The organism is Psychrobacter glacincola (assembly GCF_904846075.1).
GTDB lineage: Bacteria > Pseudomonadota > Gammaproteobacteria > Pseudomonadales > Moraxellaceae > Psychrobacter > Psychrobacter glacincola_C.
In genome coordinates this window covers 439159-454907 of sequence record NZ_CAJGZH010000003.1, presented here as the reverse complement: position 1 = coordinate 454907, position 15749 = coordinate 439159, and the positions used below count along the sequence as shown (strand labels likewise).

The following is a 15749-nucleotide window of genomic DNA, read 5'->3' as shown; positions in this document are numbered from 1 at the left end:
ATGAAGTATCAGAGATTTAAAATAATTAAACCCAACTACCCAACCTCAACACTCGTCACATTTTGAAAGCCTCTTGGCAACTGACCACCACGATTACCACGAACACCCATATAGTTAGCCAAGTCATTTGGTTTTAGCGTCACATGGCGTTTGCCAGCAGTAATAATTAGGCTGTCTTGCTGACTGAGTGGAGTGATAGTAAGCACTTCTTCGCCGTCTTTTAACTTGATAAGTTTATTGCCTTTACCGCGTGCCTGTTCAGGCAAATCATCGAGGGCAAATATCAATAAATACCCCGCATTGGTTACGACAGCGATATGGTCAGGCGCTACCTTTGCATTGGTATTGTCACCGTCAGCATTGGCAGTCGTATCTACTGGCGCATCGATACGGGCGACAGGGAGCAAGCGACTATCAGCCGCTAGGTTAATGATGTTTTTACCTGCTTTTTGATTGCTATCAAGATTACCGATGGTGTTGATAAAGCCATAACCTGCGGAGCTAGCGAGGATGATGCGCTGATTGTCAGCACCGGTTAATAGCTGCTCAAAGCTAGCACCTGCTGGTGGCTTTAACACACTGGTCAGAGGATCGCCTTGACCACGAGCCGAAGCAAGGCTATGCGCATCAATACTATAGCTGCGTCCAGTGCTATCGAGCACGTAGATTTTCTCATTGGATTTGCCACGGACGTGCGCTTGATAGCTGTCACCTGAGCGATAGCTCATGCCAGCGGCATCGACGTCATGACCTTTGGCAGCACGAATCCAACCTGCCTTTGATAGGATGGCAGTGATCGGTTCGCTCGGTACAAGGTCAGATTCTTTTAATGCTTGCGCTTCTTCGCGCTCTGCCAGTGGTGATACGCGCTCATTGCCATGTTCTTTCATATCGGCTGTCAGCTCGTCAATCATAAGATTGGTCAGACTGTCTGGATTGTCCAGATACTCTTGAATGATCGCGCGTTCGGCAGCCAGTTCATCTTGCTCGCGGCGTAGCTCAATCTCTTCTAGTTTAGCGAGCTGACGCAGACGAATATCCAAAATAGCATTGGCTTGAATCTCAGTGAGGTCATAATCTTGCATTAACGATAATTTTGGATCGTCCTCTTCGCGAATGATGCGAATGACTTCATCAATATTAAGATAAGCAATCAGCAAACCTGCGAGGATATGTAAGCGCTTGTCGATTTTATCGAGGCGATATTGTAAGCGACGGGTGACCACTGAACGGCGACAGATTAGCCATTCATCAAGGATTTCTTTTAGGTTTTTGACCTGCGGTTTACCATTTAGGCCAATCATATTCATATTGACGCGATAATTGCTTTCAAGGTCTGTACTGGCAAACAAATGACTCATGACACGAGCCACATCGACCCGTGTTGATTTTAGCTCAAGCACGATACGACAAGCATTTTCATGGTCTGACTCATCATGGATATCAGTAATCCAAGGCAATTTCTTATCGGTCATTAGCTTAGCGATTTGCTCTTGGATCTTGTTGCCTGAGACTTGGTAAGGCAGCGCGTCAATGATGACGAGATTCTTTTCTTTAGGGTCAACATGGAACGTCGCACGCATTTTATAGCTACCGCGTCCAGTCTCATACATCGCTTGCAAATCTTTTTTGCTGGTGATGATTTCAGCTGGCGTTGGCAAATCAGGTGCTGGTATCGATTGGGTAAGCTGCTTAACCGATAGCTCAGGATTTTTTAGTAACCGAATGGCTGCACGTACTACTTCGTTCAAATTGTGTGGTGGGATATCGGTTGCCATGCCGACTGCAATACCTGTTGTGCCGTTCAATAAAATATTCGGTAGGCGGGCAGGTAGGGTGGTTGGCTCTTGCATCGTGCCATCAAAGTTATCTTGCCAATTGACCGTGCCTTGTCCGAGTTCTGCAAGCAAGGTATTGGCATAAGCCGACATTTTGGCTTCGGTATAACGCATCGCCGCAAAGGATTTTGGATCATCTGGGCTACCCCAGTTACCTTGACCTGTGATGAGCGGATAGCGATAGCTGAACGGCTGCGCCATCAGTACCATGGCCTCATAACAAGCGCTGTCACCATGCGGATGGTATTTACCTAAGACGTCACCGACGGTACGCGCAGATTTTTTCGCCTTCGCCGTTGATTTTAGCCCCAGCTCGCTCATGGCGTAAACAATGCGGCGCTGGACAGGTTTTAGGCCGTCAGCGATATTTGGCAGCGCCCGATCCATGATGACGTACATCGCATAGTTGAGATAGGCCTGCTCAGTGAACTCTGCGACTGAGCGAGTATCCATCGGTTCATTGGGAATAATAGGGTCAATCGTATGATCAATAACATCGGACATAAAATAGGGTTCACTTATCAGTTTTAATAGGTATAAATAATTGGTGCAAGCGTACAAATAGGATAGCGCTATCGTAAAGGATATTGGCAAAATTAAAAAGGCATAAGTCAGAATAGACGACAGGTCGTGACGTGCTGGATAATGATAAAGAGAGTACACAGTGTAACTTTGTGACCTCAACAGAGCTTGCTACTGCCCTTGATAGTAAAGGTGAAAATAGTTAACGATAAAACACTATAAAGAGTATTAATGAATAAATGTTCGCTAATAAATCGCTGAAAGATTATCGATTATCGATATTAAGGTTTTGATAAATATAATATTATTGACCGTCAAGACAGTTTGCGAACTCAAGTAGCAATCTTTTATATTGAGTAGTCTGTATAAAGTGTGTATGTTAATGAACAGAGGGCTATTTACCGCTATATTGTTTGCTCATCACCATATGATTGCCTCACAGCCAAGCTTGCCATTACGATGACAAGCCTGTGCTCTGAGTTGTTATATTTTTATCACACTGTGATTCGCATGGGTTGACGGTAGCGTACTATTACTAGGAGAGAAAAGATTATGGAAAATCACAGTAACCTAATTCGTCGTAACGATAAAGTATGGGTCAAAACTTACGAAAAGCTTGGTATTCAATACGACATTGATATGCCAGCCGCTAATACTTCTTTAATCGATATATTTGAGCAGAATTTTACGAAGCACGCTGGCAAGACAGCGTTTGTCTGTATGGATGCAAAACTCTCCTACGAAGATTTAGATCGTTATAGCAAACAAATTGCTGCCTACTTGCAATCACTTGGGTTAAAAAAAGGCGATAAAGTCGGCGTCATGATGCCAAATATTTTGCAGCTACCAGTTGCCGTATTGGGTGTGCTGCGTGCTGGCATGACCTTGGTTAACGTTAACCCGCTTTACACCTCAAAAGAGCTTGAGCATCAGCTAACCGACTCTGATACCAAAGCGCTATTTATTTTAGAGAACTTCGCTAAAACGTATGAAGACATTGGTAAGGACTTGGTTGATCATGTCGTCGTGACGTCGATGGGTGATTTGATGAGTCCATTAAAAGGCTTTATCGTCAATATGGTCGTGCGTCACGTGAAGAAGCTTGTACCTGACTATAACCTTAAAACCAGCACCAACTTTAAAACAGCACTGAATCGCTTCTCAGCCAAAAATTACAAACGTCCAGATAACATCTGCCTTGATGATATTGCCGTTTTGCAATATACCGGCGGTACCACAGGTGTTGCTAAAGGTGCAATGCTCACGCATGGTAATTTAGTCGCCAACCTGATTCAATGTGATACCTATCTTGGCGATGCTTTTGATAAGTTTGAAGGTATGGATGAGCAGCCAGTTATCATGACCGCCTTGCCGCTATATCATATCTTCTCATTTACCGTTTGCGGCATGTTTGGCTTATATCGCGGTTGTATCGGGCTACTGGTGCCAAACCCACGTGATGGTGCAAGCTTAATCAAAGCTTATAAAGATTATCCACCAGCGTTTTTCCCAGCGGTCAATACGCTGTTTAATGCTTTAGCAAATAGCGATCCATTCAAAGCTTTAGATCATAGCAAGCTTGAGATGTCGATGGGCGGTGGCATGGCAGTATTAAAAGACACCGCTGACAAATGGCAAAAAATTACTGGTAATGTAATCGTACAAGGCTATGGTCTGTCAGAGACGTCTCCTGTGGCGTCAGCAAACCCAGAAGGTACGGGCGAATTCTCAGGCAATATTGGTCTACCGATGCCAGCAACAGACATGGCTATCTTGGATGAAGAAGGCAATGAGGTCGCACTGGGTGAGCGCGGCGAGATTTGTGTTCGTGGTCCACAAGTGATGAAAGGCTACTGGAAACGTGATGATGCTACTGCTGAAGTCATGACGTCTGACGGTTATTTCCGTACGGGTGATATCGGCGTGATGGATGAAGAAGGCTATTTTAAAATCGTTGATCGTAAAAAGAATATGATTTTGGTATCTGGCTTTAACGTCTATCCAAACGAAGTCGAAGATGTGATGTCAGGTCATCCAAAGATTTTGGAGTGCGGTGTCATCGGTATCGAAGATGAAAAGAGCGGCGAAGTGCCAAAGATTTATGTTGTGCGTAGTGATGACAGTTTGACTAAAGAAGAAGTGCTTGCTTATAGCAAAGAGAATTTAACTGGTTATAAGCGTCCTCGTTATGTTGAGTTCATCGATGAATTACCAAAATCAAATGTCGGTAAGATTTTGCACAAAGATTTGCGCGTGCTGGAAGAAAAGAACCACGGTTAATCAGTTAGCCTTCAGTGCCAGAGTATTTTTATGAGTGTCTGCTACTGTTTGTTAGGCACTCGTAAAGTCATCATGATAAGTCACTACGATACTAATGATAAAAATTAACGCTACAAACTAACGCTACGAACTAAATCTGAAAGAAACTATCAGGATGCTAAGTTGTCGTGATAGTGTTGGTTGTGATACTGGGTGTCGTGATCCAAAAATGGTAAGGTTGCTGGTATGCTGCCTTATCATTTTTTGTATTTATTGCTTTTTTTGTCGCTATGACCCAGTCAGGTAGAGATAGAGAATTTTTAGCAAAACTGCTATAGTGCTTACCGACATATTTGTCTATTTATCGACGAGATGACGTTAGTTTTGCGCTATATCTCTGATAAAACTATCAGGGATAAAGGGGTTTTTAATTCGTCAATGCCGAGTTATTGTGCTATTTATTAAGGACTTAACGTTGCGCTTTGATTGACAAAGCTTGTGAATGACAAACCTTTTTTGTTACCACGTTTTTTATTCACAAGCTTCTGCTGTCATTGATCAATCACAAAAAATAATGGTGTTTTCATTAGATTATTCTACGTTTTTAACGGTAACATTTAGGGAAAATTATGACCGACAGTATCAATAAAGAGACCACAAACGATAACGCTGCAATGAATAAAGACAGCGTATTTCCTACTATGCCGACGATAGATAGTGACAGCCCATGGTTGAAAACTTATGAGCGTTATGGCATTGATGCGACTATCGATATGCCTGATGACAATACCTCTTTACTTGATGTGTTTGAGCGTAACTTTAGCCGTTATGGGAAAAAAACGGCCTATATTTGTATGGGTGCATCGATTAGCTTTAAGGAATTGGATTTATACAGTCGCCAAATTGCCAGTTACTTGCAATCATTAGGATTGGTAACAGGTGATAAAGTTGGGGTGATGATGCCCAACCTTCTGCAATATCCAGTGGTTGCTTTGGGGATCATCCGTGCAGGTATGGTGTTGGTCAACGTCAACCCTTTATATACCAGCCGAGAGTTATCGCATCAGCTGCATGATAGTGGCACCAAAGCCCTGTTTATCGTAGAGAACTTTGCGAACACCTATCAAGAGGCAGAAGACAAAGGTCAGGTTGAGCATGTCATCGTTTGTAAGATTGGTGATATGCTAGGAACAGTGAAAGGAGCCGTCGTTAACCTCGTTGCGCGCCATGTCAAAAAAATGATTCCGGCTTATAGCCTGCCAAACAGCGTGAGTTTTAAGCACGCTTTAAGTGCAGTATCAGCCAGCAAATATAAGCGCCCTGATTTGAATTTAAGCGACGTGGCATTATTGCAATATACGGGCGGTACGACAGGGGTTGCCAAAGGTGCAATGCTGTCGCACGGTAACTTAGTTGCCAATATGCTACAGATTAGTGCATTGATGGACAGTGCATTTGATGATGATGTTGATGCCAATGATGTCATCCTGACGGCACTGCCGCTATATCATGTATTCTCATTTATGGTCTGCGGCATGTATGGCATGTACCGAGGTTATGCAGGCTTGCTTATCCCAAATCCTCGTGATCTTGATGGTCTGATTAAAGAGATGGCCAAATACAAACCCGCCTTTATCCCTGCGGTGAATACTTTGTTTAACGGTCTAGTACACAAAGACGGCTTTGCAGACTTAGATTTCTCTAACCTAAAAGCGTCTATCGGTGGCGGTATGTCTGTCTTGCCAAGCGTGGCAAAAGAGTGGCATAAAATCACTGGTCTGCCTATCGTTGAAGGTTATGGTTTGTCAGAAACCTCACCAGTGGCTGCTTTTAACCCGATGACCATTGCTGAATTCACGGGTAAAATTGGTATTCCTGCCTCTAGCACCGATATAATCCTAATCGATGATGATGAAAGTGAAGTCGCATTGGGTGATCGCGGCGAAATTTGTGTCAAAGGCCCGCAGGTGATGATAGGTTATCAAAATCGTCCAGAGGAAACAGCTGAAACGTTTACTGCCAATGGCTTTCTGAAAACTGGCGATATCGGTATCATGGACGAAAAAGGCTTTATCAAAATCGTTGACCGCAAAAAAGACATGATTTTGGTCTCTGGTTTTAACGTTTATCCTAACGAAATTGAAGAAGCCATGAGCGAGCATCCAGCTGTGGTAGAATGCGGCGCTATCGGTATTCCAAACGATGACCGCGGTGAAGAGCCCAAGTTGTTTGTGGTCAAAAAAGGCGATGTGACCGAGCAAGAGTTGCTTGATTTTGGCAAAAAGCAACTGACTGGTTACAAGCGTCCGCGTCACATACAGTTCGTCGATGAATTACCAAAATCAAACGTGGGTAAAATCCTGCGTAAAGAATTGCGTAAGATGGAAGGGTTAGAATAAAGTTGGTGCTATTTCTTTGTTAAGCCAATGACTGGCTAAAGTAGCGGCGCAATAGCTCGAACGAATCTTGCTATTGCGCCGCTGCCACGTTAGGATATCTCAATATTTACGTCTGCTATGGCATCCAATCATTATTTATTTTAGCTTATTAATAGTTTGCTAGATAAATGATGGTTAGCCACATAATGACAGACACCTCATTTTATGACACCGCCTTTAAAACATTGTACTAGGGATTTTTATGCGTATTGACAATCGTGAGCTTGACCAACTTCGCTCGATCAGCTTTGAGCGCCATTATACTAAGCATGCCGAAGGGTCAGTGTTAGTCAGCTTTGGTGATACCAAAGTATTGTGTACCGCTAGCGTCGAGTCTGGCGTACCGCGTTGGCTCAAAGGTAAAGGCAAAGGCTGGATCACTGCTGAATATGGTATGTTGCCACGCGCGACCAATACCCGTAACCAACGTGAAGCGGCACGCGGTAAACAATCAGGTCGTACCCAAGAAATCCAGCGTTTGATTGGTCGTAGCTTACGAGCGATGATTGACTTGAGTAAGCTGGGTGAAAATACCATTTATCTTGATTGTGATGTTTTGCAAGCCGATGGCGGTACTCGTACTGCTAGTGTGACTGGGGCTGCTATTGCGCTTATCGATGCATTAGAGAGTATCCAAAAAAGCAAAAAACTCAAGGCAGATCCACTGATTGGTTTGGTCGCTGCGGTCTCTGTTGGTATGAAAGACGGCAAAGCGTATCTAGATTTAAACTACGAAGAAGATGCCAGCTGTGATACCGATTTGAATGTGGTTATGACCCAAAAAGGCGAATTTATTGAGCTACAAGGAACAGCGGAAGAAAAGCCATTTACCCGCGCTCAAGCCGACGATATGCTAATTCTTGCCGAAAAAGGCATCGCTGAGCTGATTGCCATGCAAAAAACAGCCTTGGGTTGGTAGTCCTATTGATGATTACTTGCTCATCGTATTTTCATTAAACTTTTACTTTCTTATTACTCTGTAACAGGTAGTCATGCATGCTCAAGCTGACCGACGATGGTGCCAAAATCACGCTACAAGATCAGCCAAAAACGACTGATGATGGCATGTTTTGGTTTGGTTCAGCATTATTGGTTGGGGCAGTGGCGGTTGCTTTGGCAATGAGTCTGCTGCCTGAGCGCCTGGCTATAGGGGCATTGGCGCTACTGATTATTGGTAGCTTTATCTTTAATCGAAAACGCCAACAACAGAAAAAAGCCATGGCTGGCGTTATCAGTAGCGGCATCTTGTGGCTGCGTGCTGGTGAGCTGGTGCATGACAATCAAGGTAAGCGTCAGCATATTCAGTTGACCGACGGTGATAAAGTCATGCTTATTGGTGAGCAATTACAGATTATTGATTGTGATGATATATGCAAATACCGTATTAGTGGCTTTGATAGTATCCAAGAGGCAACCGCCGCCAAAGCTATTTTGCAAGGTCAAGCATTGGGCAAGCGCCATGTGAATATCAAAATGAGTAACGATTAGCTTATTTCTTAGCCAATTATCTACTGGATTGGGTTATAAAAACCTAAGTGACTTTCTCTCAGTAATATTTTATTTCAGCAATTTTTTATCTACGCAGTATTTAATCTAAAACTGCTTATTTTATTTCCTTTTTATTTAGCGCCAGCTCTCCATCGTTTTTCTACGTGCTCTTCTTATCTAACTATTAGTCGGCATTTTTATACCTTTTATCGGCTATTTGAGCCGAATAATGCTTGCAGCGTCATGTCTAAATGGTTTATAAGTAAGATTAGAACATCCTATTATTATGGTTTATGTTGTCATTTATATTTTATTGACAAGGAGTTGGTCATGTCGCGTTTGCCTGTGTCATTGTCTATGTCGTCGTCGGTTACCGCGTCGTGCAGTCTTTTATTGTTTACCGTTGGCCTAGTGGGTCAGGCCCATGCTGATAGTATGAGCGCACTCATTGCCCAAAAGTCCGTCCAGTCTGATTATGCTTCACCTTCATACTCTTCCGTGCCCTCCGCGAAAGTCAGCACGCGTTCTACCATTCAACGTGCAGGAACTTATCGCTCAAATTCTGCCAGTACTCCACCAGTGATTCAGACATCCTATCGTTATCCTGAAGTAGCGCGTCAAGCACCAGCAGTGATGCCCGCTTTTTTATCGGGTAATTATGATAATGTCGATAGCGAGTATTTACCGTTACTGAACAGTGCGGAGATGCAGAGTAGTTTGGCTGCCCGTGAAGTGGTTAGCACCGCCCGCAAGATGGCGCTGAACGAGCGCGCGATCATTCAAGGTGGCTGCTGGGACTATCTCAATGCCGTGTTTAAACGCGCCGGGGTGACACGCGATACCATTCATAAAGGTACTTATGGTCAAGGTCCGTATGCCAATAGTGGCGAGATTGAAGTTGGGGATTGGCTCTATTATATCAATCATGGCTATAATGGCGTCGAGCATAGTGGACTGTTCGTCGGCTGGGTTGATGAGCGTGCAAAGCAAGCGCTGATCCTCAGCTATGCGGGCGAAAATCGCCGCGAACCTGCGCGTTACCGTGTTTATGATTTGAGTAATGTCTATCAAATCATGCGCCCTAGTGTTTAAGCTTTCATATTTATGATGTCCTAAAAAAAAGCGTCCGTTACTTTAATAAGTAACGGACGCTTTTAGTTTAGAGCTATTCAGATTTAAAAATCAGTTATGGGCATATTTACTGAATTTTAGAAGGGCTTTACTACTACCAAGATGACGATAATGACCAAAGCAAACACTGGTACTTCGTTAAACCAGCGCCAAAATTTATGCGTCTTATAATGCGGATTATCTATTAGCTTTTTACGATAAAAGCCACAAGCACCATGATAACCAGAGAGTAGCACCACTAATAATAGCTTGACGTGTAACCAGCCTTGGGTTTTATACACCTCCCAGCCTAGCCCCAACATCCATAGACCGAAGACCCATGTGGCTATCATCGATGGCGTCATGATACCGCGATAGAGCTTGCGCTCCATAATAGCAAAGCGCTCGTGGCTGATGCTGTCGTCACTCATCGCATGATAGACAAACAAGCGTGGCAAATAAAATATCGCAGCAAACCAGCAGACCATCGATATAATATGTGCCGCTTTAATCCAATTAAAATAATCTGCCATCACATTCTCTCTTACGATTTAATATTTTATCATCAATAATGTCGGCAAGCTTAGCGCAGATTATCCAATAATGGTAGCGATAAAAAACGCTACTCTGCCATCACCACTTGCGATTGATGACCGCTCATCGCATCCATCACAGGCAATACTTTGGGCGCTCTTGGCGCGGCAAATTGCTTTGTTAGACCAAGCTCACGCATGAGTCTGTCATCGCCTGATTGGCTTGCATTGCCAGTAGTTAGCAGTTTATCGCCATAAAAAAATGAGTTGGCACCTGCCATAAATGCCAAGGCTTGCTCAGAGTCGGATAGGCTTTCGCGGCCAGCAGACAAACGCACATAGCTGGTCGGGCAGCAAATACGTGCTACGGCAATAGTACGAATCCATTCAATCACTGACAGTTGACCTTCTGCCAAGACTTTATCACCAATTGGTGTGCCTTTAATGGGCACAAGCAAGTTGACCGGAATTGACTCTGGCGCTTTGGGCATTTTTAGCAGCTCATGTACCCAATCGATACGGTCATCACGGCTTTCACCCATACCGACGATATTGCCACTACAAACGTTGATGCCTGAGTTACGCACGTTGTCTATCGTATCTAAGCGCTCGTCATAGCTCCGTGTGCTGACGACTTGCTCATAATAACGACGCGAGGTATCTAGGTTATGATTGTAATAATCGAGTCCAGCATCCGCCAGTTGCGTCGCTTGATTGGTATCTAGCATACCAAGGGTCATACAGGTTTCAAGTCCCAAGGCCTTGACTTCTTTGATCAGCTCAACCACATAGGGCATGTCTTTGGCACTTGGATGTTTCCATGCTGCACCCATACAAAAGCGTGACGAGCCACTGTTTTTGGCACGTTTGGCAGCGGCAATGACTTTATCGACTTCTATGCGTTTTTCGGCTTGTAATTTGGTGGTATCGCGATGATGACCTGATTGAGAACAGTAACCGCAATCTTCAGGGCAGTTACCTGTTTTGATAGAGAGTAAGGTGCTGATCTGTACTTCATTCGCTTTGAAATTTTGGCGGTGTATCGTCTGTGCTTGCAACAACAAATCCATCAAAGGCAAATCAAACAGTTCGGCGATTTCTTCGCGGCTATGCTTACGGGTCATTTGTTGGCTGGCTGTGGTGGCATCCGTTGTTAAGTTGTTTAAAAAGTCATTGTTCAAGCCGCTGTGGCTGTTATTTTTATTATTGAACGTGTCAGTGGGGCTACTGGCATTAGGCTCTGAGATGTTAAGTAATCCTGCCATCATATAATTCCTTTTATAATAGTTTTTGAAACAATCATTTTGAAGAGAATAGTGGTTAAAAGAGTTGTGTGTAAAGCCATGAAATTTTAGATAATAAAAAAGGCTGCGATATAGTATACCGCAACCTTTTTAGAAAATCAGAACACTGCGAAAGAGTAAAGTAACTGAGCGCTAAATAATCGTGATCTGTTTTCTTCATTTACGTCGATCTATTTATGTCATTATTTGCCAAGTTTGTGCTTAGCAACCCCAATCCAATGGTTGGCAAGTTTTTGTGCTTTATAAGCATAAGGCTTGGCTTTTTGGATATAAGGTTTACATTCTTCTGGAATAGCTGGCACGATATGCTTAGCAAGTTTATTGAACCACATCATTAGGCTGTAATCGCCTTCGATGCTGAGGTTACCTTCTTGTACAGCAGTCATAAAGGCAGGAAGATTGCCTTTGGTCAAAAGCTTAACACCTGTCATCGAATCCTTGAAATTGATGGTGAGGTCTGCTTTTTTAGCATGACCACTGTATTGGCTGAAGCTACCATTATCAAAGACAAAATAACGGGCGATATCCGCTTCAGTGCTGGCAAGCTCAATCGTCACATTGCGATCAGCGAATAGTGCTTTCACATCTTCGTTATCACTATCAGCAAGCATGGACAAACGATAGCCAATCACGGCCAATAGCACATCTAACGGATCAGATTTAATATCTAATACAGGAACAGTAAACATAATCGAACTCCTAAAGAATGAGACGCAAAATAATGCGTACTTTATAACAATTTTTGTGACAAATATATAACTAGATTATAAACGATAGAGAGGTTGCTATTCTTTAGGAGTTACGTAGAGAGCGTTAAGTATCTTGTAACATCCAATGACGTCATCTTGATTAAAACAAGTTGTTAATATTTATAAAAATGACAGTAGAAAACAGAATAGCCACGAAAATGAATGCTCACACTACCTATGCTAGATTGAGCGAATTTGACGGCAGGTTAATCGTAATTTTTGGACGAGATACAGTCGGATAAAGATAATGTAATACAGGTTATATACAAGGCAAGTGAAAGTACCGTAAGTAGAGAATAAACCAACCTGACAGCGTCGCTCATTGATATAGACGCGACTCTATCAGTGGAAGCGCGGTTGGTAGTCGTCATCATAAACAGGCGTGTGCTCGATATAACGTGCCGCTTGCAATTGACGTTGCAGCTGAACCGATCGACTAACATCCTCGTAACGTAGTGCCCGATACAGCACCCAGCCCGCTAAAGGCAACCAACTGATACCCATGGCGATGATATAGCTGTGCCATTCTGACAGCTCTGATAGCATGGGACGACCCGCCACAATGCTTTGAATCGCCTCAACTGCTAGCCAATATGCCATACCACCAAATAGATACCAGAGCAGCCAGCGCTGTGAGGATAAGGCAAGCGCTAAAATTAAGCCTGCCAGCAAGCTATAACCAAGCAGTGCCGCCGTGCTCCACGTTTCTATACCAATAACCGAAAATATAGTCAGTAACATCATTCATCTCGCTATTCATAAGGTGAATTCCAATAGGGTCATTATGAAAGTTTGGGGAACAAAGCTAAAGAGGGGACAAGTGACTTTGCGACAACCGTTGACGTTTGGTTTTTTAGCACATTTTGATGGTTTTGTATGGCAAGGTTTAAGCACAAGCGCCGCAAGGATGGGCGCTTATTATTAAGAGTGTATAGTAGGTTTTTGGGTTTTAAAAAGAGACTGATGCAGGTTTAAGGTAGGGTTAAGCGCGATTGCTACGAGTGCCCCACCAAGACAATAGTGAGACTAAAATCGCGCCTAGCAGCATCAGTCCTACAGTGGTTAGCCAATGTGGACCAGTAGGATATTGCCATGGCATCACGTTGTTTATCGCGTCACTATTAAGCGCGCCTAACGCATCTACTTTCCATGGCCATACTTTCACAAGCGAGCCTGCGATAAAACCTGTGAGCAAGGCCAAAGTTGCCTGATAGTAGCGAGACAATAGCCATTTAAGTGCGCGAGTAAATAATAACAATCCCGTCGCCATGCCCGCAATGACTGTGAAGATTATCGTAAAGTTAAGGCTATGTACGGCTTCTAATACTGCGTCATAAGCACCTAATAGTAATAAGATAAAAGACCCAGATATACCGGGCAGTATCATGGCACAAATAGCGACTGCGCCAGCAAAAAACAAATAAGGCAAGCTTGGTGTGGTCGTGAGTAATGGTAAGCTGCTAATGACCACAGCGGCAACAAGACCAGTCACGAATAGTGCTACCCGCCCTATATTCCAACGCTGAATCTCACTCAATAATATAAATACCGTTGCGACAACCAGTCCAAAAAAGAACGACCAAATAAATAACGGTTGATTATCTAATAGGTGTTTGATAATACCGGCTAAAGTAGCAAAACTGGTGGCGATTCCCAATAACAAAAATAACAAAAAAGTGGCATCAACTTGTCGCCACACTGCAACCAAACCTTTGATTCCGCCTTCCTGTCGAAATATCTGCCAGAGATTGGGGCCGATGCTACTCAGGGCGTTAATTAAGCGCTCATAAATACCGGCAATCAGCGCAATGGTGCCGCCAGAGACACCCGGTACGATATCCGCTGCCCCCATGGCCATTCCTCTGATATAAACCCCAAATAGTTGCTTCGGGCTATCGGAGGATGCAGCAGTGCTGCTCTTATCCAGTGGTTGTGGCGCTGACGGCTCATTTTGCCGCGGTGATGGTGATGCCGTCATGGACAATCCTTTTTTATTTAAAAACACAGTGAAAGTTAATGCGATGCCGCTAAGTATGCTAATACAGTGATGCGAAAATTGAATGTAGCAATGTAGCAATGTAGCAATGTAATAAGACATAAAAGCCAGATTAATGTTAAAAACACTAACCTAGCTCCATGGTATGGTGTTGCGAGTGTAGTCGTTACTCAGCAGGCGCAAGTGCTGGATAACCAAGGGCATAAAATATGCCTTCAAGCCCTGTGACATTGATGGCGGCATCAGCACGTGCTTGGACAATGGGCTTGGCGTGATAGGCGACGCCTAGGTCTGCAATGGCCATCATCGGTAAATCATTGGCACCGTCACCGATACAGACCACTTGTGACATCTCGATGCCTAAGCGCTCCGCAGTATGCTCAACGATAGCCGCTTTTTTGGCACCATTAACGATGGGCAACTGTACGTGACCAGTGACTTCCCCTTCGTCGATATCTAGGGCGTTGGCGTGAACTTCGTCAATGCCCAATTGCTCAGCGATATAACGCGCAAAGTAGGTAAAGCCGCCTGATACCAGTACGGTATGGTAGCCCAAAGCCTTTAGTGCACTGATGGTAGTGCGAGCGCCCATTGATAGCGTTAGGCGGCTGCAGATATCATCCAGCACATCGGTTGAGATGCCTTTTAGTAACGCCACCCGCTGGGCAAAAGACTCATCAAAATCCATTTCACCGCGCATTGCCGCTTCCGTAATGGCTTCGACTTCTTCGCCGATGCCCGCTGTTTTTGCCAACTCAACGATGACTTCTTGCTCGATTAAGGTGGAATCCATATCAAAGCAGGCAAGCTTGTGGGTACGTAGCATATGACCGACTGATAAAATATGGCAATCGACAATATCCAAGCGTTCAGCACTGCTCGCTTGATGACTATCGTTATAAGCTTCGGTCAAGTCATGACGCAAGCGCGTGGTCAGCTGATCATCAATGATGTGAGCTGCTGCGGTCTTTTTGCCAGGATGCATGAGCGTATCAGTGACTGGAACCAACAAATAGCGGAATACTTGTGCTTGAGTAAAAGGCAAGCGCTGTGCGTTTGCTGCCGTTGGCTCTGTATCAGAAACGGTAATATTGACAAAACTGGCATCAGTATCTTCAGCGACGGTGACCAAATGCCAGCTTGGCTGTTCATCGACCCATGATTGCACATACTGGTGGATATCAAGCGTCGATACTTTGGTCGGTAGCACAACAATAAGAGCAAAAACTGGCAGGGACTGTAGCGCATCAAAATCTTGTAAGTTCGTGTTATCTGGTAACAGTGACGCAATAGAGTCAACGGCTTGTTGCCATGCTTTGCTGTCTTTTGGTAACGAGTAAGATGTATTGTGTGGCATGGCTCAATGGTCCCTTGTATGCTCATATAAGATTGGGAATAATAGCAGCTTTACTCGGCAGCGCCTATAGATGACGCGCAAAGTATCACCGTCGATTAAAGATGGCAGCAATCGTTGAAAAATCATTTGAAATTGAATGTGATTATTATGATAAA

General features: G+C 43.9%; 12 protein-coding genes. 5 read left to right on the top strand and 7 right to left on the bottom strand.

Annotation, left to right across the window (positions count from 1 at the left end):
• Positions 1 to 35: 35 nt before the first annotated feature.
• Positions 36 to 2342, bottom strand: coding sequence for a DNA topoisomerase IV subunit A (gene parC / locus JMW85_RS13110; RefSeq protein WP_201582062.1), 2307 nt, complete (start codon positions 2340 to 2342; stop codon positions 36 to 38).
• Positions 2343 to 2912: 570 nt separating this feature from the next.
• On the opposite strand from parC, the gene JMW85_RS13105 reads away from it, so the two are divergent.
• The 5 genes from JMW85_RS13105 (at position 2913) to JMW85_RS13085 (ending at position 9637) form a co-directional block, all read left to right on the top strand.
• Complete coding sequence (locus tag JMW85_RS13105; RefSeq protein ID WP_201582061.1) at positions 2913 to 4640, top strand: AMP-binding protein; 1728 nt, start codon at positions 2913 to 2915, stop codon at positions 4638 to 4640.
• 653 nt (positions 4641 to 5293) lie between these two features.
• Positions 5294 to 7018 (top strand): AMP-binding protein, encoded by a 1725-nt coding sequence (locus tag JMW85_RS13100; protein ID WP_374220468.1) that lies wholly within the window; start codon positions 5294 to 5296, stop codon positions 7016 to 7018.
• Between the two features lie 241 nt (positions 7019 to 7259).
• Complete coding sequence (gene rph, locus JMW85_RS13095) at positions 7260 to 7976, top strand: ribonuclease PH (protein ID WP_045443953.1); 717 nt, start codon at positions 7260 to 7262, stop codon at positions 7974 to 7976.
• Positions 7977 to 8053: 77 nt separating this feature from the next.
• The gene (locus JMW85_RS13090; protein ID WP_201582059.1) at positions 8054 to 8545 is read left to right on the top strand and encodes a hypothetical protein; all 492 of its coding nucleotides are present in this window, start codon (positions 8054 to 8056) and stop codon (positions 8543 to 8545) included.
• A 330-nt stretch (positions 8546 to 8875) separates the two neighbouring features.
• On the top strand, positions 8876 to 9637 hold the full coding sequence (locus JMW85_RS13085) for a hypothetical protein (RefSeq protein WP_201582058.1): 762 nt from the start codon (positions 8876 to 8878) through the stop codon (positions 9635 to 9637).
• 116 nt (positions 9638 to 9753) lie between these two features.
• Here the strand turns inward: JMW85_RS13085 and hemJ are convergent, their stop codons facing one another.
• The 6 genes from hemJ to serB all read right to left on the bottom strand — a co-directional run bounded on the left by hemJ (position 9754) and on the right by serB (position 15594).
• Positions 9754 to 10188: a protoporphyrinogen oxidase HemJ gene (hemJ, locus tag JMW85_RS13080; protein ID WP_060492310.1), complete on the bottom strand. Its 435-nt coding sequence runs from the start codon at positions 10186 to 10188 to the stop codon at positions 9754 to 9756.
• A gap of 89 nt (positions 10189 to 10277) precedes the next feature.
• Positions 10278 to 11312: a biotin synthase BioB gene (gene bioB, locus JMW85_RS13075; protein WP_201582172.1), complete on the bottom strand. Its 1035-nt coding sequence runs from the start codon at positions 11310 to 11312 to the stop codon at positions 10278 to 10280.
• Positions 11313 to 11674: 362 nt separating this feature from the next.
• The gene (locus tag JMW85_RS13070) at positions 11675 to 12181 is read right to left on the bottom strand and encodes an SCP2 sterol-binding domain-containing protein (protein WP_045443962.1); all 507 of its coding nucleotides are present in this window, start codon (positions 12179 to 12181) and stop codon (positions 11675 to 11677) included.
• A 402-nt stretch (positions 12182 to 12583) separates the two neighbouring features.
• Positions 12584 to 12985, bottom strand: coding sequence for an AciT family ciprofloxacin tolerance protein (gene aciT, locus JMW85_RS13065; RefSeq protein WP_227681879.1), 402 nt, complete (start codon positions 12983 to 12985; stop codon positions 12584 to 12586).
• A gap of 238 nt (positions 12986 to 13223) precedes the next feature.
• The gene (locus JMW85_RS13060) at positions 13224 to 14219 is read right to left on the bottom strand and encodes a DUF368 domain-containing protein (RefSeq protein WP_201582057.1); all 996 of its coding nucleotides are present in this window, start codon (positions 14217 to 14219) and stop codon (positions 13224 to 13226) included.
• Between the two features lie 184 nt (positions 14220 to 14403).
• Entirely contained in the window at positions 14404 to 15594 is a 1191-nt protein-coding gene (gene serB / locus JMW85_RS13055) for a phosphoserine phosphatase SerB (protein WP_201582056.1), read from the bottom strand.
• Positions 15595 to 15749: the final 155 nt, after the last annotated feature.